General features: G+C 56.7%; 22 protein-coding genes and 1 pseudogene. 12 read left to right on the forward strand and 11 right to left on the reverse strand.

Annotated features, from left to right (window positions below):
• Positions 1-32 precede the first annotated feature (32 nt).
• Positions 33-1,664 (forward strand): arylsulfatase, encoded by a 1,632-nt coding sequence (locus EJA71_RS01070; protein ID WP_158953546.1) that lies wholly within the window; start codon positions 33-35, stop codon positions 1,662-1,664.
• 59 nt (positions 1,665-1,723) lie between these two features.
• On the opposite strand, the gene EJA71_RS01075 is transcribed toward EJA71_RS01070, so the two are convergent.
• Positions 1,724-2,797, reverse strand: coding sequence for an aromatic ring-hydroxylating dioxygenase subunit alpha (locus tag EJA71_RS01075; protein ID WP_158953548.1), 1,074 nt, complete (start codon positions 2,795-2,797; stop codon positions 1,724-1,726).
• Between the two features lie 36 nt (positions 2,798-2,833).
• Positions 2,834-3,787, reverse strand: a complete 954-nt coding sequence (locus EJA71_RS01080; protein ID WP_158953550.1) for a PDR/VanB family oxidoreductase — start codon at positions 3,785-3,787, stop codon at positions 2,834-2,836.
• A gap of 291 nt (positions 3,788-4,078) precedes the next feature.
• On the opposite strand from EJA71_RS01080, the gene EJA71_RS01085 reads away from it, so the two are divergent.
• On the forward strand, positions 4,079-4,549 hold the full coding sequence (locus tag EJA71_RS01085; RefSeq protein WP_158953552.1) for a MarR family winged helix-turn-helix transcriptional regulator: 471 nt from the start codon (positions 4,079-4,081) through the stop codon (positions 4,547-4,549).
• Between the two features lie 177 nt (positions 4,550-4,726).
• Here the strand turns inward: EJA71_RS01085 and EJA71_RS01090 are convergent, their stop codons facing one another.
• The 3 genes from EJA71_RS01090 to EJA71_RS01100 all read right to left on the reverse strand — a co-directional run bounded on the left by EJA71_RS01090 (position 4,727) and on the right by EJA71_RS01100 (position 8,741).
• Positions 4,727-5,971 carry a saccharopine dehydrogenase family protein gene (locus tag EJA71_RS01090; RefSeq protein WP_158953554.1) on the reverse strand — a complete coding sequence of 415 codons (1,245 nt, stop codon included), beginning with the start codon at positions 5,969-5,971 and terminating at the stop codon, positions 4,727-4,729.
• Between the two features lie 28 nt (positions 5,972-5,999).
• On the reverse strand, positions 6,000-7,097 hold the full coding sequence (locus tag EJA71_RS01095) for a carboxynorspermidine decarboxylase (RefSeq protein ID WP_158953556.1): 1,098 nt from the start codon (positions 7,095-7,097) through the stop codon (positions 6,000-6,002).
• A 321-nt stretch (positions 7,098-7,418) separates the two neighbouring features.
• Positions 7,419-8,741, reverse strand: a complete 1,323-nt coding sequence (locus EJA71_RS01100; RefSeq protein ID WP_158953558.1) for a chloride channel protein — start codon at positions 8,739-8,741, stop codon at positions 7,419-7,421.
• Between the two features lie 210 nt (positions 8,742-8,951).
• Between EJA71_RS01100 and EJA71_RS01105 the strand changes: the two genes are divergently transcribed.
• The 5 genes from EJA71_RS01105 to EJA71_RS01125 all read left to right on the forward strand — a co-directional run bounded on the left by EJA71_RS01105 (position 8,952) and on the right by EJA71_RS01125 (position 13,948).
• Entirely contained in the window at positions 8,952-10,394 is a 1,443-nt protein-coding gene (locus EJA71_RS01105) for an ATPase domain-containing protein (protein WP_178113637.1), read from the forward strand.
• 23 nt (positions 10,395-10,417) lie between these two features.
• Positions 10,418-10,777 (forward strand): response regulator, encoded by a 360-nt coding sequence (locus tag EJA71_RS01110; protein ID WP_158953560.1) that lies wholly within the window; start codon positions 10,418-10,420, stop codon positions 10,775-10,777.
• Between the two features lie 154 nt (positions 10,778-10,931).
• Positions 10,932-11,435, forward strand: coding sequence for a cupin domain-containing protein (locus EJA71_RS01115; protein WP_371925601.1), 504 nt, complete (start codon positions 10,932-10,934; stop codon positions 11,433-11,435).
• A gap of 310 nt (positions 11,436-11,745) precedes the next feature.
• Positions 11,746-12,807: an SDR family oxidoreductase gene (locus EJA71_RS01120; protein ID WP_158953564.1), complete on the forward strand. Its 1,062-nt coding sequence runs from the start codon at positions 11,746-11,748 to the stop codon at positions 12,805-12,807.
• A gap of 466 nt (positions 12,808-13,273) precedes the next feature.
• Positions 13,274-13,948, forward strand: a complete 675-nt coding sequence (locus tag EJA71_RS01125; protein ID WP_158953566.1) for an HAD family phosphatase — start codon at positions 13,274-13,276, stop codon at positions 13,946-13,948.
• A 62-nt stretch (positions 13,949-14,010) separates the two neighbouring features.
• Here the strand turns inward: EJA71_RS01125 and EJA71_RS01130 are convergent, their stop codons facing one another.
• The 3 genes and pseudogenes from EJA71_RS01130 to EJA71_RS27455 all read right to left on the reverse strand — a co-directional run.
• Positions 14,011-14,376, reverse strand: coding sequence for a histone-like nucleoid-structuring protein, MvaT/MvaU family (locus tag EJA71_RS01130; RefSeq protein WP_053123193.1), 366 nt, complete (start codon positions 14,374-14,376; stop codon positions 14,011-14,013).
• A 169-nt stretch (positions 14,377-14,545) separates the two neighbouring features.
• The gene (locus tag EJA71_RS01135) at positions 14,546-14,845 is read right to left on the reverse strand and encodes a hypothetical protein (RefSeq protein WP_158953568.1); all 300 of its coding nucleotides are present in this window, start codon (positions 14,843-14,845) and stop codon (positions 14,546-14,548) included.
• A gap of 229 nt (positions 14,846-15,074) precedes the next feature.
• Positions 15,075-15,213, reverse strand: a pseudogene (locus EJA71_RS27455) (MarR family transcriptional regulator); the annotation flags it as partial.
• An 85-nt stretch (positions 15,214-15,298) separates the two neighbouring features.
• On the opposite strand from EJA71_RS27455, the gene EJA71_RS01140 reads away from it, so the two are divergent.
• From EJA71_RS01140 to EJA71_RS01150, 3 genes are all read left to right on the forward strand, one after another.
• Positions 15,299-15,814: a sigma-70 family RNA polymerase sigma factor gene (locus EJA71_RS01140; protein ID WP_158953679.1), complete on the forward strand. Its 516-nt coding sequence runs from the start codon at positions 15,299-15,301 to the stop codon at positions 15,812-15,814.
• Positions 15,801-16,784 carry a FecR domain-containing protein gene (locus tag EJA71_RS01145; protein ID WP_158953570.1) on the forward strand — a complete coding sequence of 328 codons (984 nt, stop codon included), beginning with the start codon at positions 15,801-15,803 and terminating at the stop codon, positions 16,782-16,784. The genes EJA71_RS01140 and EJA71_RS01145 overlap by 14 nt, the downstream gene beginning before the upstream one ends.
• Before the next feature lie 122 nt (positions 16,785-16,906).
• Complete coding sequence (locus tag EJA71_RS01150) at positions 16,907-19,297, forward strand: TonB-dependent siderophore receptor (RefSeq protein ID WP_158953572.1); 2,391 nt, start codon at positions 16,907-16,909, stop codon at positions 19,295-19,297.
• A 93-nt stretch (positions 19,298-19,390) separates the two neighbouring features.
• On the opposite strand, the gene EJA71_RS01155 is transcribed toward EJA71_RS01150, so the two are convergent.
• From EJA71_RS01155 to EJA71_RS01165, 3 genes are all read right to left on the reverse strand, one after another.
• Positions 19,391-20,569, reverse strand: coding sequence for a M20 aminoacylase family protein (locus tag EJA71_RS01155; RefSeq protein WP_158953574.1), 1,179 nt, complete (start codon positions 20,567-20,569; stop codon positions 19,391-19,393).
• A 3-nt stretch (positions 20,570-20,572) separates the two neighbouring features.
• Positions 20,573-21,892: an MFS transporter gene (locus tag EJA71_RS01160; RefSeq protein WP_158953576.1), complete on the reverse strand. Its 1,320-nt coding sequence runs from the start codon at positions 21,890-21,892 to the stop codon at positions 20,573-20,575.
• A 393-nt stretch (positions 21,893-22,285) separates the two neighbouring features.
• Positions 22,286-23,209: a LysR family transcriptional regulator gene (locus tag EJA71_RS01165; protein ID WP_158953578.1), complete on the reverse strand. Its 924-nt coding sequence runs from the start codon at positions 23,207-23,209 to the stop codon at positions 22,286-22,288.
• A 304-nt stretch (positions 23,210-23,513) separates the two neighbouring features.
• Between EJA71_RS01165 and EJA71_RS01170 the strand changes: the two genes are divergently transcribed.
• Together EJA71_RS01170 and EJA71_RS01175 are read left to right on the forward strand one after the other, a co-directional pair.
• A complete protein-coding gene (locus EJA71_RS01170) occupies positions 23,514-24,848 on the forward strand; it encodes an MFS transporter (RefSeq protein WP_371925602.1) in 1,335 nt (444 codons plus the stop codon).
• Between the two features lie 149 nt (positions 24,849-24,997).
• Positions 24,998-26,191 (forward strand): ABC transporter substrate-binding protein, encoded by a 1,194-nt coding sequence (locus EJA71_RS01175; RefSeq protein ID WP_158953582.1) that lies wholly within the window; start codon positions 24,998-25,000, stop codon positions 26,189-26,191.
• Positions 26,192-26,194: the final 3 nt, after the last annotated feature.

Raw genomic sequence — 26,194 nt, forward strand, 5'->3', positions numbered from 1 at the left:
GCATTCCTTTTAACGACAATAAGAGAAAACCGATGGCTCTATCGCGATTACCGCTGACGGCATTTTTTTGCGCCCTGACTATGGCCAGCGGCGTGGCCCTGGCGGCCAGCCAACCGAATATTCTACTGATCGTGGCGGACGATCTCGGGTACTCGGATCTGGGCAGCTATGGCGGCGAAATCCACACCCCGAGCCTGGATGAACTGGCCCAACAGGGCGTGCAATTCACCAGCATGTATGCGGCGCCGACCTGTTCCATCACCCGATCCATGTTGTTGTCCGGCACTGATAATCACTTGGTCGGGCTGGGCACCATGGCCGAAGCCTTGCAACCGTTTCAACGGGGTAAACCGGGGTATGAAGGGTTCCTGAACGGGCGCGCTTACTCGGTTGCCGAACTGCTCCAAGCGGGCGGGTACAACACGCTGATGGTCGGCAAATGGCACTTGGGTCTGGAGGCCGATCAAGGTCCTGACCGGCGCGGTTTTGAGCAGTCGTTCACCTTGCTGGAAGGCGGGGCGACGCACTTCAAACCCGCCAGCGTTGCACCGACGCCATTGGAGCAAGTGCATTACCGTGAAAACGGTCAGCCGGTAGAGGTTCCCGAGAGTTTCTACTCCACGGACTTTTACACCGACAAGCTGATTGGCTATCTGCAAAACACCCAACGTGGAGGCAAACCGTTTTTTGCCTATGCCGCCTACACGTCACCGCACTGGCCGTTGCAAGCGCCCAAGGAATACCTGGACAAATACCGCGGCCGCTTCGATCAAGGCTACGACAGCACGCGTCTATCGCGAATTGAACGCCTGAAAAAGCTCGGCCTGCTCGACAAGGGTTTTCAACCCGCGCAACCGTTGCCCGTTAACCCGAGGCTGCCCGGTTGGCAGCAACTCACGGCTGAGCAGCAGAAAATCGAAGCGCGGAAGATGGAGATCTACGCGGCAATGGTCGACAACCTCGACCACAACATTGGCCGGGTTATCGACTACCTGCGCCAAAGCGGCCAGTACGACAACACGGTCATCGTGTTTATGTCCGACAACGGCGCAGCGGCGGAAAACCATGCGCAGTTCTATCCACCCGGCGCGAACACCGATAACAGCCTGGCCAACCTGGGCCAGCGAGGCTCGCAGATTGACTATGGTTTGCGATGGGCGGAAGTCAGTGCCGCGCCTTTTCACCTGTTCAAGGGCACCACGGCCGAAGGCGGAATCAGTGTGCCGGCGATCATTCAACTGCCCAAGACACTGCGTCGTCAGGGCGTAGAGAGGGGCGTGGCACGGGTAGATGATCTGGCACCGACCTTCCTTGATTTGGCGGGCATCGCTTTGCCGAGCGAAGCGGACAAACACCCGGTTACCGGCCGATCCATCCTGCCAATGCTCGAAGGCAAGGGCAGCCCTCACGACGCTGAAAGTCTGGCCGGAGAGTTGTTCGGCAATGCTTATTATCGTGAGGGCAACCTCAAGTTATTGGGCATGCGCCCGCCAGCAGGTTTCGGCGATAACACGCAGCCGCCGCAATGGCAGCTGTTTGATGTTGCACAGGATCGGGGTGAAACCCATGACTTGGCGGCTGCTCAACCGCAGACGGTCGAACGGCTCAGAGCCGCATGGCTCAAGTACGCCGAGCGGGTCGGTGTAGCGTTTCCCCCGCGCTAATACGGCAGAGGCTTCAAGCACAGTGGACGGCGTTTACCGCCGCCACTTCTTTGCGGCCATCAACTCGTTGGGTTGCGCAGTCGCTCGATGATTCTGCGGGCACGATTGGCACCGACGTCGACGTGAATATCAATCATCGGGCGCGTACCGAACCGGCACATGTTCTGGTACTGCGCTTCGATCACCACTTTGTCTTCGTCGAACGTCAATCGCGTCTGGTGTAGAACTTTGGCTGTGACGGCTTCGGGATCATGCTCAGGGTTGGTGGCCATGGTCCAGAAATAGTGGCTTGAGGTGTCTGTTTCCGGCGTCACGCCGTGAAAACCACGCATGTGGAAACCGCCTCGATCCGGGTTGTTCAGATCGTCCGTGCCCGCGTCTATCGCGCCGGTCCAGATGCGCAGGTGATTGAAGTGAAATTCGATCTCCTGCCAGCGGTCGATGTTGCCTTTGAACGGGTAGGCGGCGGTGTAGGTCGGCGGCGGGACGGAATCGGGCATATGACGAACCACACGAACCATCGAGTCATCCCCGTCCACGCTCATCTGCGCGTTCATGTGAATGCTGGCGTTGCCGCCAATGGTGTGCAGATGGACATAGCCCAGGTGACTGAGATCCATGAGATTGTCGTGGATGAGTTGATAAGGCGCGTCGTAGTGGTAGACATCACCGTCGAACAGGTATTTACCGCTGCTGTGCACGTCGTAGACCGGTGGCGCGAATGCCGGTTCTGGATGCTCGGTGCTGCCGAACCAGATCCAGATGATCTGATCCTGCTCCCGGACAGGGTAGGCAGGGACTTTGGCTTTGCTCGGGATCTTGTCCTGGCCCGGAATTTCGATGCATTTACCGCCTTCATTGAATAGCAGACCGTGATACCCGCAGCGCAAACCGCGTTCCTCCACCGTGCCGCCGGACAGGGGCAGTGCTCGATGGCAGCAGCGATCTTCCAGCGCGGCGACCTGATTATCTGCCGTGCGGAAAAGCACCACGGGTTTATTCAGTAACGTACGGCCAAGGGGCTGGTCTTTCAGTTCCCGGCTCAGGGCCGCGACATACCATTGATCGAGCGGGAAGCTCGGCACAGTGGCCGGGGCAATTTCATGGGCAAGGGGTTGGGCAGCAGTTGTCATGGTGTTCTCCGGCGAGCGGCCAAGGCTCGGTTCAGGTCAAAGGTCCAATACCAGGCGGGGCGATTTGGCACGTGAGCAGCACGGCGTGAAACGGTCGTTGGCAGCGTGTTCTGCAGCCGTCATGAACTGGTCACGGTGATCGCCAATGCCTTCGAGCAAGCCCGTGACACAGGTGCCGCAAACCCCTTGCTCGCACGATGATTCGATGGCAATCCCGGCCTCATCGAGCACTTCGAAAACGGTGCGATCGGCAGGGATGTAAAAAATCTGCCCTGTGCTCGCCAGTTGAACTTCGAAGGGCGCATCAGCGCTTGCATCGACAGGTGCGGCGGTGAAGAACTCTCTGTGCACTCGATCTTCGGGCCAGCCAGCGGCCTGCGCGGTGTCGAGGATGAAATTCATGAAGCCGGCCGGGCCGCATACGTAAAGGTGAGTCGCGCTGTCTGGCGAGACGAGGAGGGCGGCCGCATCGAGTTTCTGTTCGGGCAATCCGCTGTCGTCATGCAAATGCACGTGGTTGGCGAAGGGAGCTAGTCGCAGGTATTGGATAAACGCGGCACGCTCGCTGGATCGAAAGCTGTAATGCAACTCGAAATCCACGCCTTGATGATGAAGTTCATGAGCCATTGCCAGCATCGGCGTAATGCCGATGCCGCCACCAAACAGCAGGTGACGGTTGGCTGAGTCCGCGAGTGGAAAGAGGTTGCGTGGTTCGCTGATGCTGAGTGTCTGTCCCTGACTGATGCTGTCGTGCATCGCGGTGGAACCGCCGCGGGAGGCGGGATCCTTCAACACACTGATCACGTAGCGATGACGCTCTCGGGAATCATTGCACAGCGAGTATTGCCGGGTGAGGCCGCCGGCAATATGGATGTCGATGTGAGCACCGGCGTCGAACGGCGGTAACGGGCGACCGTCTGCTGCGCACAGCTCAAAACTGCAAATACCCTCGGCCTCGACGACTTTGCGGGTGACGTTGACTTGAAGCATGACTTCTCCCTCCACATTGAAGTGGCTGCTGAAAACGTACGGCAAAAAAGGGGGTGAGCGAGTGACGAATCAGCCGGGCGAGAAGAAGCAGAGACTGTGGGAAATTATCGGCGCCACGGAGGGGCACGGTTGGCGAGTGTTCATAAGCAAGACCTGTAATTATTTTTTTGAGGTTGTGCTACGGCGTATCATGCGGCGGATTGACCGCAATGCATGGCTGAGTGAATCCTCAGATAAATTGGTTGCGGTGTCAACAAAATTGCAAGATCTTCGATCTATGGTGTTTTCTCGATGGCTACCGATACACAACTGAACCTGTCGCGTTATGTACCTGGCCTGGTGACGTTCCTGGCGAACAAACTCGCCACCGGGGCTTCCCAGTGTTATCGCAAACACTTCGGAATTGGCGTGGTTGAATGGCGGATGCTGTCAATGCTGGCGGTTGAATCCGACATCACCGCCAATCGAATCTGTCAGGCCATCGGCCTCGACAAAAGCGCGGTCAGTCGTTCATTGCAAACGCTGGAAGCAGCGGGGCGGATCACCAGTCAACTGGATCCCAAGGACGCGCGGCGATACACCGTGCGATTGACGGCCAGCGGCAAGGAACTGCATGACCGTGTGCTCAAAGTTGCACTGGAGCGAGAGTCGCGTCTGCTCACCGGATTGACCCCGGCCGAGGTCGACACGCTGGTTGACTTGCTGGGGCGACTGCATCAGCAGGTGCCGAATGTGAACAGTTATGACCCGAGTGACGAGTGAATCAGTGGAATATCAAGATATCGCTGATCAGTCTGGAAGCGAGCGACCGGTGTCTTTGTGAGTCCGGCTCAACAATGTCCAGAAGCCGTGTCCTGATTTTCAGTGCATACAAAAACGCCGCTCAATGAGCGGCGTTTTTTGTCGCGGGCGTTGACGCGTCGCTGGTTATTGCGAGCCTCAGGCTACGCTGTTCCAGGGACGATCTCCGTTTTCATCCTTGATGCGGGTTGGCAGGCCCATCACGTCCAGCGCCTTGAGGAACGGCTCAGCCGGCAGTTCCTCGACGTTGGCCATACGCTGCACATCCCACTCGCCGCGGGCGACCAGCAGGGCAGCGGCAACTGGCGGTACGCCAGCGGTATAGGAAATGCCCTGGCTGTCGGTTTCGGCAAAGGCTTCCTCGTGGTCGGCCACGTTGTAGATGAACACTTCGCGCGGCTGGCCATCCTTGGTGCCCTTGACCAGGTCACCGATGCAGGTCTTGCCGGTGTAGCCGGGCGCCAGCGAGCTCGGATCAGGCAGCACGGCCTTGACTACTTTCAGCGGCACGACTTCCAGGCCTTCAGCAGTCTTGACCGGTTGTTCGGACAACAGGCCGAGGTTCCTGAGGACCGTGAACACGTTGATGTAGTGCTCGCCGAAACTCATCCAGAAACGCACGTTAGGCACGTCCAGATTCTTCGACAGCGAGTGCACTTCATCGTGACCGGTCAGGTACAGGTTCTGCGACCCAACGACCGGCAGGTCGTCAGTGCGTTTGACTTCGAACATGGTGTTGCTTGTCCACTGGCTGTTCTGCCAGCTCCACACCTGCCCGGTGAATTCACGGAAATTGATTTCCGGATCGAAATTGGTGGCGAAATATTTGCCATGGGAACCGGCATTGACATCGAGAATGTCGATCGAATCAATGCGGTCGAAATACTGTTGTTGCGCCAGTGCTGCATAGGCGTTCACCACGCCCGGGTCGAAGCCCACGCCGAGGATGGCGGTGATGTTTTTCTCTTGGCACTCTGCGAGGTGCTTCCACTCATAGTTGCCATACCAAGGCGGGGTTTCGCAGACTTTGCCCGGTTCTTCGTGAATGGCCGTGTCGAGATAAGCGACGTCGGTATCGATGCAGGCTCGCAACACCGACATGTTGAGGAACGCGGAACCGACGTTGATGACGATCTGGGATCCGGTTTCGCGGATCAATGCCTTGGTCGCCTCGACATCCAGAGCATTGAGCGAGAAGGCTTGGATGTCGGCGGGTTGTTTGAGGCTACCCTTGGCCTTGACGCTGTCGATGATGGCCTGGCATTTGGAGATGTTGCGCGACGCGATAGCGATACGACCGAGTTCATCGTTATGCTGCGCGCACTTGTGGGCCACCACCTTAGCGACACCTCCTGCACCAATGATAAGAACGTTCTTTTTCACTTTTTTTACTCTCCTTTATCTGTCCGTTTCAAGAAAGGCTGGACAGGTAGTCTTCGTAACCGAATTGGCGAACCACTTCGACAGTACCGTCGAGTTGTTTCACAACGATGGATGGCATTTTCAGGCCGTTGAACCAGTTCTTCTTGACCATGGTGTAGCCGGCGGTATCGATGAATGACAGGCGATCGCCGATGGCCAGTGGACGGTCAAACTGGTACTCGCCGAAGATGTCTCCGGCCAGGCACGATTTGCCGCACACCATGTAGGTATGTTCACCCTCGCTCGGCGCCAGCTTGGCGTTGAGGCGATAGATCAACAGGTCAAGCAAGTGGGCTTCGATGGAGCTGTCCACGACCGCCAGGTGCTTGCCGTTGTAGAGGGTGTCGAGCACGGTGACTTCCAGCGAGGCGCTGTTGGTGATCGCCGCTTCGCCAGGCTCCAGATAGACCTGCACGCCGTACTTTTGCGAGAACGCTTTGAGACGCGCGCAGAATGCATCCAGCGCATAGCCCTCACCCGTGAAATGAATGCCGCCGCCCAGGCTGACCCAGCTGACCTTGTGCAGCAATTCACCGAAGCGTTCTTCGATGGTGCAGAGCATTTTGTCGAACAGCTCAAAGTCGCCGTTCTCACAGTTATTGTGGAACATGAAGCCGGAGATCTGACTGATAACGCCCTCGATTTTCACCGGGTCCCATTCGCCAAGACGGCTGAACGGACGCGCAGGGTCGGCGAGCAGATAATCGGAACTGCTGACTTGAGGGTTGACGCGCAGGCCTCGGACTTTACCTTCAGAACGCTCGGCAAAACGCTCCAGCTGGCTGATGGAGTTGAAGATGATCTTGTCGCAATTGTCGAGCATCTCCTCGATCTCATCGTCAGCCCAGGCCACGCTGTAGGCGTGGGCTTCGCCTTCGAACTTCTGGCGACCGAGCTTGAGTTCGTACAGCGACGACGACGTGGTGCCGTCCATGTATTGCTGCATCAGGTCGAACACCGACCAGGTTGCGAAGCACTTGAGCGCCAGCAGGGCCTTGGCCCCGGATTGTTCGCGCACATAGGCAATCTTCTGCATGTTGGTCAGCAGTTTCTGTTTGTCGATGAGGTAGTACGGTGTCTTGATCATTTCGAGGCCTCCGGCAAGGCCAGCCAAAAAAAGGATGCGCATTGTGCCCGGACTGACTGCATATCGAAAGAGCAGAGCGTGAAGCTCACTGAACGGATGCCCCAAGATGGTTGAGCGCTCGGGACGCCTGAGCCGTGACGACAAGCTAGCCATAACGGGCGCAGTACATCCGGCGTTGGTCCGGCGTTGCATACAGCCGTCAGTCCCATTCAATTGCCCGGATGGCTGTTGGGCACGGTTTCGTTGACGTCGATGGGTAGTAGCGGCGGCGGGTTGGGGTTGGTTTCAGGCATGAGTCGCCAGGCAATCACAAGATAAAGCCTATCGAGCTGAATTCTTTGGCGTGGTGGCAGGTTCCGCACTCTCGAGAAAGCCCCGCGCCAATTGCTGATACAACTCAGGGCCCATTCTTGAACTGATGGCCTTGGCAATCAAAGCTACAGCCATGAGACTGATCACCATACTGTGGCTATCAATCATCTCCATCACAATGATTGCGGAGGTGATTGGTGACTGAGTAACGGCAGCCAGAAAACCAACCATGCAGAGTGCAATAGTGGGTTGCGCGGCCAAGTGAAATAGCTCTGCGGTATTGGCGCCGACTGCGGCCCCTACAGCAAGCGAGGGGGCGAAAATACCGCCTGGAATACCAGAGAAATAGGTCACTACGGTCGCCAGGAAGCGAGTAATGGGCGCGTGCCATGGCACGACTACATCGGATGCGATGACCTGTGAGGTAATGCCGTACCCACTACCAAACGACATTCCGCCACTCAGCCAACCCAATAGAGCGACGACCAATCCACAGATGCCGGCAAACCACACGGGGTGCAGTCGCCGCCATTGCCAGATGATGAGGTGCGGATGCCGCTGCGGCCATAACAACATTCGGCTAAACAAACCACCCAACAGCCCACATCCAATTCCAATGACTAACGCCGGGAGAACGATGTCGAGGTTGATGTCCTGAATACCGAAATGGCCGAAATAGTTGTAGTTTCCCTGCAAGGCAATGGCAACCATCCCGGAGAGAATGATGGTGCTTAGCAGAACGCCACTGGTACGGGTCTCCAGCTTGCGTCCCAATTCTTCTACCGCGAAAGCGATGCCGGCCAAGGGCGTATTGAATGCAGCCGCAATCCCCGCTGCACCTCCCGCCAGAATAAGGTCCTCGCTGCGTACAATTCGCGCATTGGGCAGAAAGCGGTGAAAGAAATGCATGATGGATGCCGCAACCTGAACTGAAGGGCCTTCACGCCCTGCAGAAAAGCCGCCGGTCAGCGCCAGAGTTCCGAGGCCTATCTTGGCGAAAGCAATGCGCAATGAAACCAGTCTTCCAATGGGCTTACCTTGACGCGCAAGTCGTGTTGCTGCAATTACCTGAGGAATCCCGCTGCCTTGGGCTCCCACGAAAAAGCGCGTTGTCAGCCAGACTACGAGCATGCCGATCAGTGGAGTGTAAACAAGAGGAAGCCAGGCGCGCTCTGCGGTCTGTTGAGCAAACTGCGCCAGGGCCATGTCCGCCAGCCTTGCAAAAGCCACCACCAGCAAGCCGGCAATGGTTGCCGCGATCCACAACGTAACCCTGGTGCGCCAGCGCATGGACGCGAACCCTCGGCGTAACAGCATTAACGGTTTGATCACCCGAGGCGCTCCCTTGAAGTCGCGATATTGACCGCAAGACTAACCAAATAAGCAGCTCGTTCCAAACAGCTTCGGCAATGCCGCACGACCGGCTGTTTTTGCGCTCATGGGTATTCAGCAATCCCTTACGGCTCCAATGGCTCTAGAACGAAAATGGCGTTAGCATTCCACCCACTCGGCTTAAACAGCCTGTTTTCAGATCAGGGTCGCATCGTGGAAAAGCTAAAACGCCTTCAAAGCGGAATAGAAGGGCTCGACGCTCTGCTCAAGGGCGGGCTGGTAGCAGGCGCTTCATACATAATCCAAGGGCGTCCAGGGTCTGGGAAAACGATCCTCGCCAACCAGCTTGGATTCCATCATGCGAACAATGGAGGCCGGGTTCTGGTCGCCACGCTGCTGGCCGAATCACATGACCGTCTCTTTCAGTTCCTTTCTACTTTGAGCTTTTTTGACGCATCCAAGGTCGGCGCCGAAATTCAGTTTGTCAGTGCATTTGATACTTTGGAAAACGAAGGCTTGGATGAAGTAGTAAAGCTGCTCCGGCGCGAAATAAGCCGCCAGAAAGCCACGGTCATGGTGGTGGACGGCCTTCTCAATGCACGCTCAAAAGCTGATTCGCACATCGACACAAAAAAATTCATCTCCGAGCTGCAGGGACACGCTGCTTTTGCTGGTTGCACAGTGCTGTTTCTGACCAGCTCCCGCTTAGATGACGGCAGCCCAGAGCACACCATGGTCGATGGCGTGATTGAGATGGGCGAGGAGCTGTTTGGCACTCGGTCCGTGCGTCGTATCCAACTGCGTAAAACTCGTGGCAGCTCAGCAATGACCGGTCTTCACGAGTGTGAAATCACCGACAATGGCTTGATCGTTTACCCGCGACTCGAAAGTCTCTACAGCCACCCATCCTCTCCTGATAACGCCGATATGACGCGTATCGCCAGTGGCATTCAATCACTGGACGACATACTGGGCGGAGGCCTGCACAGTTCCAGTGTGTCCTTGGTAATAGGCCCCTCCGGGATTGGTAAAACAACACTCGGTCTTAAATTTCTGTCCGAGTCGACTGTGGAAGCTCCAGGCCTGCATTTTGGTTTCTACGAAAGCCCACAACGATTGCGACTCAAAGGCCAATCACTGGGTATCGATATCAAAGGTATGGAAGAAAGCGGGGCGCTGAATATTGCCTGGCAGCCTACAACTGAAGGCCTGTTGGATGGGCTGGGGGCACGACTCCTGAGTCTCGTTGAGGAGAAGGGCATCAAGCGCGTGTTCATTGATAGCTTGAGCGGTATGACGCGAGTCTCGACAAATCCGGCGCGGATTAATGACTTCTTCAGTGCTCTGATGAACGAACTGCGATCCAGAGGGGTTACGGTATTTGCTTCTTGGGAAATGCGCGATCTATTTGGCTCCGAGGTCAGCGCACCGAACTCTGACCTGTCCAGTATCGTCGACAACCTCATGCTCATGCGGTTCTCCGAGTATCAGTCTGAACTAAGCAGGACACTTTCCATTCTTAAGGTACGAGACAGCTCTTACGACCCTTCGCGCTTCGAGGTCGTCATTCGTGATCAACACGTTTTCCTGAAAAAGGCTTCAAGATATGAACCATCAGTCCCCACTGAGTCATCGCCCGGTTCAACATCTTAAGCCTTTGTGCGGGTTGAATTAACATGACCACCATTCTGGTCGTCGACGACGAGTATTTGATCGCTGACATTCTCAGCTTCGCGCTGGAGGATGAGGGGTTCATGGTGGTAACGGCCAGCAATGGGCGAAAAGGGCTTGAGGTGCTCGATAGAGAACGGCCTGCCTTGATCATTACCGACTTTATGATGCCGGTGATGGACGGGCTGGAATTCGCCACAGCCGTTCGAGCTCTTCCTTCCGCTAATCAATTGCCGATCATATTGATGAGCGGTGCTCAAGCACACATCGGTATGGAGAGATCGGATCTGTTTGATGCGGTGTTGGCAAAGCCATTTGACATCGACTTGATCATTGCCCAAGTAAAAAAGCTCTTGCCCTATTAGGCGAGATTGCTGCCAAACAAGTTAGGGCAGGGGGCTGCCTTGGAAATTGGCAATACCTTAACCGCGCACACTTATAACTCAATTAAATAGACGTTTAGTCGAGTTAACATCAATTTCGCTGCATTTCGACGAAGAAGAGGCCATGATTAAGTCTTTGGTCAAATCGCAAGACGTGATCAAGGCATTGGATCTGGAGCCCCACGTCGAAGGTGGTTATTTCCGCAGAACCTATCAGGCAGACCACCGCGACCAACTCGAAACTGCCAACGGCCCACGATACCTGCTGACGTCGATTTACTATCTGCTGGATCTGCAGTCACCAGTGGGCCAGTTTCATTTCAATCAATCGGACATCCTGCATTACTTTCATCTGGGCGATGCGATCGAATACAGCCTGATCCATGCGGACGGTTCGTTGCAGACATTGGTGATGGGCAGCGACATTCAGGCAGGACAGAGTTTGCAATTACACGTACCGGGCGGAATCTGGAAAGCTTCACGGTTGCTCGATGGCGAGAACGGGTTTGGATTGATCAGTGAAGCTGTTTCGCCGGGGTTTGATTTTGCAGATATGGAAATGGGTAATCGCCGGAAGCTCACCAGACAATTTCCACAGCATCGAACGCTGATTGAAAAGCTGACGCGTGATGAGGGTTGAGAGGCGTCGAATTCTAGGAAACGCAGTGGACCGGTTTCAGGGCAATTCTGTAGATTGAAATCCACTGTGCAACCGGGCTAATCCCGAAACATCTTGTTACGTGTAATGTATATTATGTTAAATGATGGTTGTGTCAGATGCGTTCATGAATAGCCTCAGGCTCCTCGCGACTCTCCAGTGTCAAAACTAATGAGGCGCACTCGATCACCTTCTTGTCGCTGAGCGCATCTCGCCAGGCTAATGCGGATCCGGTTCAGGTTGAACCTCTGTTGCTTACGTGGACTCCCAGATCTAAATCCAGGAGAAACGTATGACCCAGACAGCTTTGGTCGTGGGCGCCAGCGGCATCGTCGGCAGCGCCATCACTCAGTTACTCATCGACAACCAGTGGCAGGTCGCCGCGCTCTCGAGGCACCGGTCGCAAGTGCAAGGCGTGATACCTGTCGCGGCAGACCTTCAGGATCCTGCTTCGCTGGCACAGGCGCTGGCAGATTTGAAACCCACTCATGTGTTCATTACCACATGGTCACGGCAAGCCACGGAGGCCGAGAACATTCGTGTCAATGCTGCCATGATTCGCAATGTGCTCGCCGCCATTCGTCCAGCCAAGAGTGTTAAGCACGTAGCACTGGTGACTGGCCTGAAACACTACCTCGGTCCATTCGAAGCCTATGGCAAAGGCAGCCTTCCGCAGACACCGTTTCGCGAAGATCAGGGCCGTCTGGATGTCGAGAATTTCTACTATGCCCAAGAAGACGAACTCTTCGCCGCTGCTGAAAACGACGGCTTCACGTGGAGCGTTCATCGCCCGCATACCGTCACCGGGGTTGCTGTAGGCAATGCGATGAACATGGCAACTACCCTCGCCGTCTATGCCTCGATTTGCAAACAGACCAATCGCCCATTTGTTTTTCCAGGATCAAAAGTTCAGTGGGACAGCCTTACCGATATGACGGACGCCCGGCAGTTGGCGAAACAACAACTGTGGGCGGCCACCACGCCGGCTGCGGCCAATCAGGCATTCAACGTCACTAATGGCGATGTGTTTCGCTGGAAATGGATGTGGAGCCGCATTGCCGATTACTTCGACCTGCCTGCTGCCGATTATCCCGCTTCACTTTCGCCGCTCGAGAAGCAGATGGATAACGACCAGGCCACATGGACGCAAATGGTTGCGGAGCACGGTTTGAAGGAACCTGATATTGATCGCCTGGTGTCCCCATGGCACACCGATGCAGATCTCGGTCGTCCAATCGAAGTTGTCACGGATATGTCCAAAAGCCGCGCAATGGGCTTCACTGCGTACCAAGCAAGCGATCAGGCATTTTTCGACGTGTTCGACAAACTACGCGAGATGCGTTTGATACCTTAGGTCGTGTCCCATCACGATAATTTCACATTGGCATGCGTACGGTGTGACAGCTCCTTAAGTGTTTCCCGACCCGTGCCCCATCGCGGGTCTTTTTTTTTGCCAAACAAAGAGATCAGTGTCTCGATCAAGGACGCTCATTTTCGTTATCCGGCAGTTCGTCAATCCCCTCCTCCTTCATCGGCTCAACCTCAGTGCGCCCCGGGCTTAGTGGTATTCATGCGTTGCAGTTCCTGCATTTCGAGATTTGCGAAAGACTGAACGACTCAGGTCTTATGCTTTCGAAAAATTGAACGCCTCGAATCTCGAGGGGCGATGAGTTCCTTGGCGACGAACCACGTGTGGAACCCGGCCCAGCCGACTTGGAAAGACTCAAGGATTAACGTCAGCTCTCTGGGTATTCGATGCGACCAATATTTCCAGGACGCGACATCTACTACCTGAAATTTGCTTAATGGAGGTGTCACGTATGCGCCAGCAAACCTCATTCCTATTTGATCTGGATGGCACGTTGACTGACAGCGTTTACCAGAATGTCTTTGCGTGGAAAACTGCGCTGGATTCAGAAGACATACCGTTGGCCATGTGGCGAATTCACAGAAAAATCGGTATGAGCGGCGGGCTGATGCTCAAGATGTTAGCCCGTGAGACCGGCTTGGAGATCAAACCGGATCAGGCTAAAAGGCTGAGCGATAAACATGATAAAGCCTACAAGGATCTGCAAGGCCAGATAACTGCTCTCCCTGGCGCTGTAGAGCTTCTCGATACTCTAAACCGCGATCAGCTCAAGTGGTGTATTGCGACCAGCGGTGGCATGGACACTGCGGCGATAAATATGAAGGCATTAGGACTGGATATCGCGGAGGTCAATTTCATCACTCGTGATGACGTGAAGTATGGCAAGCCCGATCCAGACCTTTTCCTCACCGCCGCAAGCAAACTCAATGTACCCATCGAAGATTGTTTGGTGATCGGCGACGCCATCTGGGACATGCTTGCCGCACGACGCTGTAAGGCCACCGGTATAGGGCTGCTTTCAGGTGGTTACGACAGCGGAGAACTTGAACGCGCTGGTGCACTGCGAGTTTACGAGGATCCTCTGGCACTGCTGCTGCACCTGGACGAGGTGGCTTCCCGTCAGTGAGTTGACTAAAAAACGATAACTAAAAAGGGCCTTATCAGGCCCTTTTTGTATTTAAACCAAAATCACTTGGCCAACCAGGACTCGACAGTCGCAGAACCATGTTCAGCTTTCCAGTCTTTCAATGTCTTGTGGTTGCCGCCTTTGGTTTCAACAACTTCGCCGGTGTGCGGATTTTTGTAGACCTTCAACTGACGAGGCTTGCGACTACCGGTTTTGGACTCGGCGGCTGGAGCGCGACGACCTGCTTGCGGATCAAGAAGGTTGACCACGTCCTTGAGGCTGTAGCCATATTTCGCGAGCAAATCACGCAGTTTGGTTTCGAATTCAATTTCTTTCTTGAGACCAGCATCACCCTTGAGCGCCTCAAGCGCTTGGAGTTGTTCGGCGAGATGTTTTTCGAGCTGACGGAATTCGGCGAGTTTTGACATAAGAAATTCTCGATGTGGGTAATACCCAGAAGGTTACACGATAAATCACGGCCCGCACTTACAAGGAGTGGCGCTTGAGGTCTCTGAACCGGACAGCCGATATTAATATCTGTTTCCAAGCGTCAATAAGACCCGAATTGATTCCCTGTAATGGTCGATGCTCTCTTTCTTATTGATGAGTATCCGCCGCCTCAGCCGGATAAAACTCGCCCTCCTTGCCCATCCTTTTTAGCTGTTCGCGCACGATCAACTCAACGCTTACAACGGCGGCTTGATCGTCAGGGTCGACTAATTGCACGCACAGGCGTCGAACATTCTGATCGTGGGTGCCCTCGCTCATCATCTCGTGAGTGAAGACTTGTTCACCACGCCATAGGCATAGCTGGGTATGAGTCTCGCCGAGCCATATCTCGTTGATTGATCTCAGGTCGGTGGTAGCCAGTTGATCGACGGTGATTGTCTTATCCATTGCGCTGTACCTTACCAATAAGCAGAGACAGGTAGACTTACGGGCACAGCGGGTCGTTCCAAAGGCTGCGCTGTTTCTGCCAGGTAATCCTGGCGACTCTTGGTCTGTTCCAGGCGCGACACGAAAAATGTTGTTTACCATCACCACTACCGCTTCTGAATCCGCACAACTTCAAGTGCTTGGCTCATCAGCAATGATCAACCAATAGAAGCAACCACGGCGGGCAAAGAATCGCACCGCAACGACAATTGGCGGTGATGCCGGATTCAAAAGCCAGCATTGACAGCATCCGCCATTCAATCACGCCGATTCCGAAGTGTTTGCGGTAGCACTGGGGAGGCTCCGGTGGCGAGTTTGTTCGGCCAGAAGCGACGATCAACATCATATTTGCCTGAGACCTATCGCACGGATAGAATGCGAGTCATTATCAATCACGTGCTCTCCGGGATGCCGATGCGCAGCGACGATCCATTAGCTATTGCAGATCTAGGGCTGCTCTATCGCACCCATCACTCGTGGTTACACGGCTGGCTGAGCCGACGCATTGGCTGTCGCGATAACGCAGCAGATTTGGCCCAAGACACGTTCGTACGTCTGCTCAAGTCTCGTCAGTCGAGCCCGCTGCGTGAGCCCCGGGCTTATCTGAGCAGCATCGCCCGCGGACTGATGATTGATCAGTACCGTCGTCGCGAACTCGAACGCGCCTACTTGGAGAGCGTCGCGTTGCTGCCTCAACACGAAGTGCCCTCGGAAGAAAGTCGACTGCAGATTCTCGATACGCTCGAGCGAATAGACCGCATGCTCGACATGCTTAAACCGAGAGTTCGCCAGGCATTTTTATTTGCCCGACTCGACGGTTTGACCTGCCCGCAAATTGCCGAAAAGCTCGGTGTTTCCCGGGCGACGGTGGAGCGCGACCTGGCCACGGCCCTGCAACATTGCTATCGCTTGCGTTATGTCGAGGCGTGAATCGCAGGCGCTGGATCCGGCCGTTGTTGATCAGGCGATCCACTGGCAAGTGCGCCTTGGCTTCAACCAACCAGATGAGCAAACACAGCGCGCTTTTGAGCACTGGCTGCAGCAGCGCCCAGAGCATTTACTGGCATGGCAGCGTGTGAAAGCGCTTGGGGATGAGTTTGCCGGCATGCCAGCGCAATTGTCCCGACAAACCCTGAATGGCGCCCACCATGGCATACGACGACGGGAAAGCCTGAAACTGCTCGGCCTATTGGCCACTGTCGGCGCAGCCGCCTGGCTCGGTCGGGATTACACACCCGTGCCGGCGATGCTCGCGCAGCAGCGCAGTAGTACCGGCGAGCAACGACGCGTCCAGCTCGATGATGGCAGCCTCATCCAGCTCAATAGCGACAGCGCCGTCGACAGCGTTTTTGACGCACAGCGGCGGCTGATTATTCTGCGGCGTGGTGAAATCATCGTGAATGTCGGCGCCGATGAACACGCGGCGCAAGCGCGTCCTTTTTGGGTACAAACACGCGATGGGGTCATGCGTGCTCAGAGCGCCCGTTTCCTGGCGTGGGAGCGTGACGACGGCACCCTGCTTTCGGTTCAAGGAGGTACCGTCGCGGTATTTCCTGGAGCCAGTCAACCTCTGGAGGCTGGCAGCAGTGTCCAGGCCAAAAATCAGGTGCTGTTCACATCAAGCGGCGCCCGTGAGTACAGGGATAACGGCCTTGATCTCTGGAGCTGGAGTGACGGGGTAATCAGCGTGCGCGATATGCGCCTGAGGGATTTTGTTGCGGAGTTGTCGCGCTACCGTCCCGGGGTATTGCGATGCGCCGAAGAAGTGGCTGAGCGTCGAATTTCCGGCACCTTTCAGCTCGCTGACAACGATCAGGTACTGGCATTGGTTGCGCAATCACTGCACTTGCACATTGATTATCGGACCCGTTATTGGGTGACGTTAACCGCCGCCAGCTGAGTCTATTCGCACTTTTCTCGATTTTGAGAAAATTAATGAGGTGGCTTCTCATTCTCGCTCGACTTGTAAGGAAGGCCGACTTTACAGGCCAATCTGCCGATACCCTTCCTTGGAGCGAGAGAATGAGTCCGTCCCCGGTTATACAGCGCCACCCATTGAGCCACGCCGTACACGGTGTGATTCTGGGTTTGATCGTCAGCAGCTACGCCCTTCCCTCGCTGGCGCAATCTTCGAGCGCTGAACACCGCAATCAGCTCCAGCAATGGAATATCGATGCCGGCCCGTTGGCGCCGGCGCTTGACCGCTTTGCGCGCGAGGCTGGCATCAGTCTTTCCTTCGATGCCTCCAGCGTAGCGAACCGCACGACAGCAGGCGTGAAAGGCGCCTTCGATACATCGGCAGCCCTGTCAACGTTGTTGCAGGGAAGCGAATTGCAGATCGAACAGCAAGGCCCCAACGCTTTCCTGCTGATACCTCAACCAAAGCCGGCCGGTCCGCTTGAACTCGGTTCAACCGACATCGAGGACTACCGCCTCGCGCCCCTGATCATCAATGCCAAGGTCAAGGTTAGTGCCGACGACGACGCTAACTCGGTGGTCGCCAAGGAACTCTGGGTTGGCGGCAAAGTGGCAACCAGCATTCTCAACACCCCCGCCTCGGTGTCAGTTGTGACGAGCAAGGAAATGGAGCAGCGCAGCGTCAGCACCACGGAAGAAGCGCTGCAATACACACCAGGCGTGATCACTGACTTCTACGGCACGGACGACCGCAACGACTACTTCCAGATCCGTGGCTTCCAGGCCACCACTTACCGTGACGGCTTGACGCTGAGTTCGATGCGCGGCGTCCGCGAAGATCCCTTCGCCTATGAGCGCATCGAAATTTTGCGTGGCGCCAACTCCACGCTGTTTGGCCCGGCGGACCCAGGGGGTTCGGTGAACTTCGTGAGCAAACAGCCGCGGTTCGAAAAATTCGGCCAGGGCTATGTGACCTACGGTTCCTTTGACCATGTCGAGACGGGCATCGATGTCGGCGATGCGCTGAACGACGAGAAAACCCTGGCTGGCCGCTTTACGGCCAAAGGCCAGAACAGCGACCGCGAATACGATCACTCGCAGGACGACAACCAGTTGTTCATGGGTGGCCTCACCTGGGCGCCGACGGATTTCACGTCGGCGACGATGATTCTGGACTACCTGAAAACCGAAAGTTCGCCAAACAGCGGTGGCTATCCGCTGGACAGGGAATACGACCGCAGCAAGTTTTATGGCGAGCCCAGCTACAACTTTCACGACGTTGAGCGCACCAGTCTCAGCGGTAACGTCACCCATGACTTCGACAACGGCTTCGTATTGCGCAGCAATCTGCGTTACAGCAAGTTGACCGATGATTTTGGCTACGTTTACCTCAGCGACAGCGCCGCACGTGTCGGTACCACCGTTGACCGCTATCAGTTCGGAACGGACAGCGAAGCCGACCAGTTCAACGGCAATCTGATGCTGCAATACGATGCCCGCTTCGAGAACATCGACAGCAGCAGCCTGGTGGGCGTGGAGTACCTCGATTCGACCACCAAGGAAAGCTCGATCTACTCTCCGACGACCTCGATTGACATTGCAAATCCGGTGTTTACTGGCGTTTCACGCTCAATCGCGCCGTATGCCGTCAACAAGCGTGACGCGACCACCAAAGCCGTATTCCTGCAGCAGAACCTGTCGTTCTACGAGCGTTTCATCGTCACCGGGGGTGTGCGCAACGACTCGATGGACCTGACCAGCAAAGGCTTGGCGTCCACTGAGAAAGACACCTTCTCCGAAACCTCCTACCGCGGTGCGTTGACCTATATCGTCAACGATGAGGTGTCGACCTATGTGAGCATGGTCGAATCCGTTTCGCCGCCGCAGGTTGGCGTGACACCGCAGACGGGCAGGCAATACGAAGTGGGCGTGAAGTATTCGCCGATGGCGATCGACGCGCTGTTCTCCGCCGCCGTTTATGACCTGACCCAGGAAAACGTCACCATCGCCGTGGTGCTGCCGAGCGGCATCATTGAGCAACAGACCGTGGGCGAGTCGCGGGCGCGTGGCCTCGACCTGGAGGCCAAGGCGCAGTTGACGCAGAACCTCAGCCTGATCGGTGGCTATTCCTATATGGAGTCCGAGGTACAGCGCGGCTCGTTGTACGACGGCAGTTCCCTGAAGGGTAATGAGTTCGCCACGGCACCCAAGCATTCCGCTTCGCTCTGGAGTTATTACGACGTGGCAAACACCGATGTCAGCGTTGGCTTGGGTGCGCGCTACGTCGGGTCTTATTACTTCGATGCAGCCAACTCCGACAAAAGCGATGGCACCACGCTGTTCGACGCCGCCTTCAACTACAAGATCGCCAAGGGCACCGACCTTGCGGTGAACGTCAGCAACCTGCTGGATGAGCAGCATGTAGTCGGTTCGGGCACAGCGAACTTCTACAACCCGGGTCGCGAAATTACCGCAAAGGTGAGTTACAACTGGTAAGCGGGGATGTAAGCCATATCCCTTCGTAGTCTGCACGGGCGCTGACGGGCGCACGTGCAGCAACGTCTGGCTAGAAACGACATCAGCCAGCGTCTAGACGAGAAAATCCTTCACCAGTTTTACCCAGCAATCAGCGCCCAACCGGATCAGTTGGTCGTTGAAATCATAATGCGGGTTATGCACGGAGCAGCCGTGAAACTCGCCCTCACCATTGCCCAGCATGAAATAGCACCCTGGAACCTGCTCCAGCATCCAGGCGAAATCCTCGGTACCCATCACCTTCGGTCCGCGACTGTGCAACTGGCCAGGCGAAAAGATCGGCGCAAGGCTTTCGCGCAGTTTTTGCGTCTCGGTCTCGTGGTTGATCAACGCCGGGGCCAGTGAGGTGATCTCCATTTCAATGCTCACGCCGAAGGTTTGTTCATGGCCACGGACGATCTGTTCCAGCCGCTGGTTGATTTTTTGCTGGGTGTGCGGCGTGTCGGTACGCACACTGATCAGCATGCTGGCTTCGTCAGGAATGATGTTGTAGACACTGCCGGCCTGCAGCATGCCGATGCTGATCACCGCGTATTCCTCAGGGCCGAGGTTTCGCGACTTGATGGTCTGGATCGCATTGATCAGGCTGGCGACCGCAGACAGCGGATCAACCGCTTTTTCCGGCATGGCGCCGTGGCCACCTTGACCGGTGATGCGCAGCGACACCCGTTCGGACGACGCCATGGTCGGTCCCGCTTGAACCACGGCGGTGCCCACGGGCGCGCCGGGCATGTTGTGCAGCGCAAAAATCGCATCGCAGGGAAAACGCTGGAACAGGCCGTCGTCGATCATCGCCTTGGCCCCGCACAAACCTTCTTCGTCAGGCTGGAAAATCAGGTTAAGTGTGCCGTTGAATTCGACGTCGGATGCCACGCGATAGGCCGCTGCCAGCAAGATCGCCGTGTGGCCGTCGTGCCCGCAGGCGTGCATGCGATTGGCAATCTGGCTGGCGTGCGCGAAGGTGTTTTTTTCCTGCATGGGCAGCGCGTCCATGTCGGCGCGCAGTCCGATGCTGCGTGTGCCCTCTCCTCTTTGCAGCACGCCCACCAGGCCATGCCCGCCGATGCCGCGATGCACCTGATAGCCCCATTGCGTCAGTTTGGCGGCGACCAGTTCAGCGGTGTTGGGTGTTTCGCCTCCCAGTTCAGGCGCCGCATGAATCTGCTGGCGCAGTGCAGTGAAGGTTTGCAGTTCGGCGTCGTTGAGGCTGGTTTCGATGTATTGATTGCGCATGATTTAGTCTCTTCCAATGTTTTCCGGGAACAGTTTCAGGCAGCACAGGCTGACCACGCCGCCGGCCAGCAAGTAGAACGCCGGGGCTGTGGGGGTATTCAGTGCCGAGGTCAGCCAGGTGGCGATCAAGGGTGAAAAGCCGCCAAACAGGGTTACGCCAAAGCTGTAACTCACTGAGGTGCCGAGCCCGCGATGCGGCTTGGCAAAGGCTTCCATGATCATCGCGAAAAACGCTCCCGAGCCCACGCAACCGGGCAATACCAGAAGTGCGACGATCAACATGGCGAGGTACAAGTCAGTGGTATGCGACAACAGCCACAGCGCTGGCCAGGCCGCAATGACTGGCAAGGTGATCGTCCACACCAACAGTTTTTTGCGCAGACCATTGCGGTCGGCATAGCGCCCGGCAATGGGCGTGATGATTGCCAGACACGCGGCTGCAACGCAGGCAATGGCCAGGGCGCTGCGCTGCGGATAATGCAGGGTGGTGACCAGATACGCCGGCATGTAGAAAATGAACAGGTACATGCCGATGGTGGCGCTCGCCATCAGACCCGTAGCCAGGACGGTGTTGCGCAGATCGATCACCTCGCGCCAGCCAGGTTTGCGGACCGTGGATGGCACAGGGTTGATGGCGGGCGTTTCAAGGGTTTCCGGCAGGCAGCGGCGGATGTACCAGCCGACCGGGCCAATCAGCAAACCGATAACGAAAGGGATGCGCCAGCCCCACGCCTCCAGATCCGGCGTGCTCATGACGCTGCTCAAAAGAAGACCGATGCCCGCCCCCACCAAGGCCGCATAACCCTGGCTCGCAGCCTGCCAACTGACGTTGCGGCAGCGACGGTTGGGGGCCGATGACTCCATCATCAACACCGAAGCGGTGCCGATTTCTCCCCCGGCAGAAAACCCTTGAGTCAGCCGCCCAAGCACCAACAGTACGGTGCCCAAGACCCCGGCTTGCTGATACGTCGGGGCAAATGCAATCAGCGCTGTGCCCAATGTCATCAGGGCAATGGTCAGGGTGAGTGCAGCCTTGCGCCCTTTTCGATCGGCGAACCGGCCAATCACCATTGCCCCGACCGGACGCATCAGAAAGCCCACCCCAAACGCCGTCAACGACATCAGCAATGACGTTACCGGCGACTGCGCGGGGAAAAAATTCCTCGCGATGATCACGGCAAAAAAACTGTAGATCGTGAAGTCGTACATCTCCAGGGCATTGCCCAGAGCACACGCCACAGTGGCTTTTCTCGATTCGGTGGTAGCCGGACTGGAACGCATCGTTCCGGTGGCCAGGGAAGTGTCCGAGTGCACGGTCGTCATGGGAACTCTCCGAATTGTTATTCGCGTTATTCGACGCCAACTATCGGGTAACTCCGAGGACGAATCACTTGCGCTTTTTGCAGGCAATTAACCAATGGTTAATCAAGTCGCGGCTGGTCCTTTGAATGCGCCCTATAACAGTGCCCGATGACAGCCTCAAGACAAGCCGCGCACCCATGCTCGCCATGGATTGCGCTCGATTCGGCCATTACATCGGAGCGAATGCGGGTTTTCCCAGCTCATAGCGATCGCCTTCGGCCCTAAACGTGGTGGTCATTGCCCAGCAAATTAACCATTGGGCATAGCCATACAAAAATGACCATTTTCGTCGCTTTTTATTTTCGTGGAGGCGATCCCAGTAACGTGGCGGTCGGCATGTACTACCACTTCTAGTCAGTACACCGGTTCTGCCAATGACTCAGCGGCCAGTTTGGATTTGAGACCGTAGAACAGATCCCTGGCCGGTGACGTCAGCGAATGTCGGTCAATGCACACCAGGTAAATCGGGTACTCGGGAATGACTTCTTCGACCTCAACGTGCACCAGCTCCGGCGCCCGTCCCGGCGGCAACGCGTTGCCCAGCGCCAGATTGCTCAGCGTCATGAAAGCATCGGCACTGTCCACCAGACGCAAGGCCAGCAGCAACGACGCGCATTCGATGACCTTCTGCGGCGGATGAATATCGTTGACTTCGAACATTTGGTAGAACTGCGAAGAGCGGTCGTCGACCTCGTCCAGGCTGATCCAGTTGGCGTACTGCAATTGCCGCAATGACGGCGAATGGCGCAAGGGATTGTTCGGCCCGCACACCACCGTGCCCTGTATCCGATGCAGGGCTTCCCAATCGAGATTCAAGCGCTGTGTGTTCTGTTGGGACGTCAGGGCAAAGTCCAGCGTGCCGTCGCGCAAACGCTGAACAATGTGGCTGGGACGCGACTCGATGAGTTTGATCCGCACCCGAGGATTCTTGGCCTGGTAATCAGTGATGCACTTTTCAAAACCCGGCAGCATCGCGGTCAGTGACGTGACGCCGACGGCCACCTCGCCCACGGCCATGTCATGAATATTGTCGGCCTCGATCTGCAGGCGCCGCATGCTCTCGACCGCCATGTGCGCATGACGGATGATTCGCCGGCCTTCGTCGGTCAACGACATGCCTTTATAGGAACGCTGCAGCAGGGTCAGGCCTAGTTCGCGCTCCAGATCCTTGATGGAACGGCTCAGCGCGGGCTGGGTGACGTGCAGCATCTGCGAGGCTTCATTGATGCTGCCGCATTGGTTGATCGCAACCAACGCTTTGATCTGATGGAATTTCACGGCGGTGACTCGCTTTTTATTTGGCGCCAACCATAAAGCAAGATACCCGCCAGCAGCTACCCGTTAAGCCATAAGCTTTTGGGCTGCCTGCGTCCTAACGTCGCAGCAGACAGCTATTGGCAAATTCCGCACAAGCCGTAGAATCCCGCGCGCTCTTGCTGGTGCTAACGACGGCAGTTGAGCATCTCTGAACCCAAACGCGTACCTGAATGGCTGGCCACACCTCGCTGACGTGTGTCCTGTTCTACCGCCCTGCCCGTTCGGCAGGCACTCGCACAACCACACACTTCGGCTTGGCAATCGCATGCGCAGAGGCGCACGTTCTGCTGTTCGATCTCTAGAGGTTTTTATGTCTCCGCGTTTGCTGGCCATGGCGCTGGCGCCCCTGCTCGGGCTGTTTATTGTTGCGCTGGGCAACGGTTTCCTGTCTTCCCTGACCACCCTTCGACTGGACGCCGCCGGTGCGTCGACCACGATGATCGGCATCGTTTCATCGGCCTACTTCATCGGTCTGACGCTGGGCGCGGTATTCAACGATCGCTTGATTCTGCGCATCGGCCATATCCGCGCTTACGGCAGCTTTGCCTCGCTGATCGCCGTGACCATCCTGTTGCAGGGATTGTTCTATGACACCTGGGGCTGGTTCGCGCTGCGCCTGATCAATGGCTGGGCCACGGTGGGTGTGTTTCTGGTGATCGAGAGCTGGCTGCTGTTGGCGGGCGACGCGAAGATTCGCGGGCGCTTGCTCGCTTTGTACATGATCGTCCTGTACGGCGCCGGTGTGCTGGGCCAGGCCACGCTGGGGAAAATCACCGGTTTGAGCGACAGCGCACCGTTCATGGTTGCCGGCATGCTCGCGTCGTTGTCGGTGCTGCCGATCGTGATCCTGCCGCGCGTGTCGCCATTGCTCGATCAGGTTGAACCACTCAAACCACGGCAACTGCTGGGCGTGACGCCGACCGGGCTGGTGGGCTGTTTTGGTTCGGGTATCACCATCGCGGCGATCTACACGTTGCTGCCGCTGTACCTGCAACGCGCCGGCCTGAATGTCGGCGAAGTCGGCAGCATGATGGCCTGGACGATTCTCGGCGCGATGCTCCTGCAATACCCGGTCGGACGCTGGTCTGATCGCAAGGATCGTTTGCAGGTGCTGACCCTTCTGACGGTGGCGTGCACCGTGCTGTCGCTGGTGATTGTCTTGCTGCCGTTGTCCTCGACGATGCTCGCCGCGACGCTGTTTTTGCTCGGCGGCGGCGTGTTTGCGCTGTACCCGGTTGCCGTCAGCCATGCCGCCGACCGTGCACCCGCCGAAGCCTTGGTGCCGATGATTCAGGGCTTGCTGTTGATCAATTCACTGGGCTCGGCGATCAGTCCGATGATGATCTCGCCAGTCATGAATTCCTTCGGCGCCAATGGTCTGTTCTGGGTTTTCGCCCTGGTCAATCTGTGCATGGTCACCTTCTTTCTGTGGCGACGTGGCAAGCGTCCGGTTCCGGCCAACCCCGCGCCGTTTGCAGCGGCGGCCACGTTCTCGCCGACCGGTGCGGAGCTGCGCGTGACCGAAGATTTGCGTCAGGCGGTGCAGGAACACCCGCCCATGGTCGATGCCTTGAGCGGTGAGCCTGCGCCGCAGCCATAAACGCGCTTCCGAGTGGTGCAGACCGCCTTCATTTGGAGCGCCAACCCGCCACAGAACGCTGCAAAAGCCGGAGATTTGATCGCCAAACCGAGTGGCACCCTACTTGCTAGCAATAATTTTATAACTGCTAGCAATCAGGAGAATCAACTATGGCTACTCGGCTTCAAAACCTGCAGCGTCTACTGTTTCCCGTGGCTGCGGCAGTCACGCTCAACCTGGCCATGTTCGGTGGCGCGCACGCGGCCGAGCCGCCGATCAAAATCGGTCTGGTCGCTGCGCTTTCGGGGCAATCGGCCAAGTCCGGTGAAGCCCTGACTCGCGGTTTGACCATCGCCATCAATGAGGTCAATGCCAGCGGCGGTGTGCTCGGGCGTCCTCTGGAACTGGTGCGTCGCGACGACGAAAGCAACCCGTCCAAGGGCATTCTCGCTGCTCGCGAACTGGTCCAGCGCGAAAAAGTCGCCGTGCTGTTTGGTGGTCTGGATACGCCGGTTTCCTTGGCCATCGTGCCCTTGGTCAATCAGATGAAAGTGCCGTTCATGGGCATCTGGGCGGCGGGCACGAAAATCACCGAAAACGGCGCCGCCGATAACTACGTATTCCGGGTTTCCGCCGTCGATGAACTGGTCGATGAAGCCTTGGTGAAATACGGCGCAGATCGTGGCATGAAGAAGCCGGGGATGATCCTCATCAACAACCCGTGGGGCGAATCCAACGAGGCGGGCCTCAAACGCGCCCTGGAAAAACGTGGCATGGCCAGCGCCGGCGTCGAGCGTATACAGGACAGCGATCTCGACGTCGTGCCACAACTGACCCGTTTGAAAAACGCCGGTGCAGACACCCTCCTCCTCGTCGGTAACGTCAGCCCTTCCGCGCAAGTCGTGAAGTCTTTGGATCGCATGGGTTGGGACGTGCCGGTCGTCTCGCACTGGGGGCCGGCCGGTGGTCGTTTTGGTGAGTTGGCAGGGCCGAATGCATCGCGCGTGCATTTCATCCAGACCTACGTGTTCACCGAACACAACAGCGCCAAGGGCGATGCCTTATTGGCCGCATTGAAAGCGGCTTACCCGCAGATCAAGACGCTGGCCGACGTCACGCCCGCAGTCGGCATTGCCAATGCCTACGACGGTCTGCACCTCGCCGCGCTGGCGATGGCCAAAGCCGGCAGCACCGACGGCAAGGCGATCCGCGACGGCTTTTACGCCATCAGCGACTACGACGGCTTGATCAAGCACTACCAGCAACCCTTTACCCCAGCAAAGCATGACGCGTTAGGCCCGGACGATTATCTGTTCACGCACTTCGTCAACGACCAGATCGTGCCGCTCAAGCCTGAGGAGTAAGCC

The organism is Pseudomonas sp. PB106 (genome assembly GCF_009764645.1).
Taxonomy (GTDB): Bacteria; Pseudomonadota; Gammaproteobacteria; order Pseudomonadales; family Pseudomonadaceae; genus Aquipseudomonas.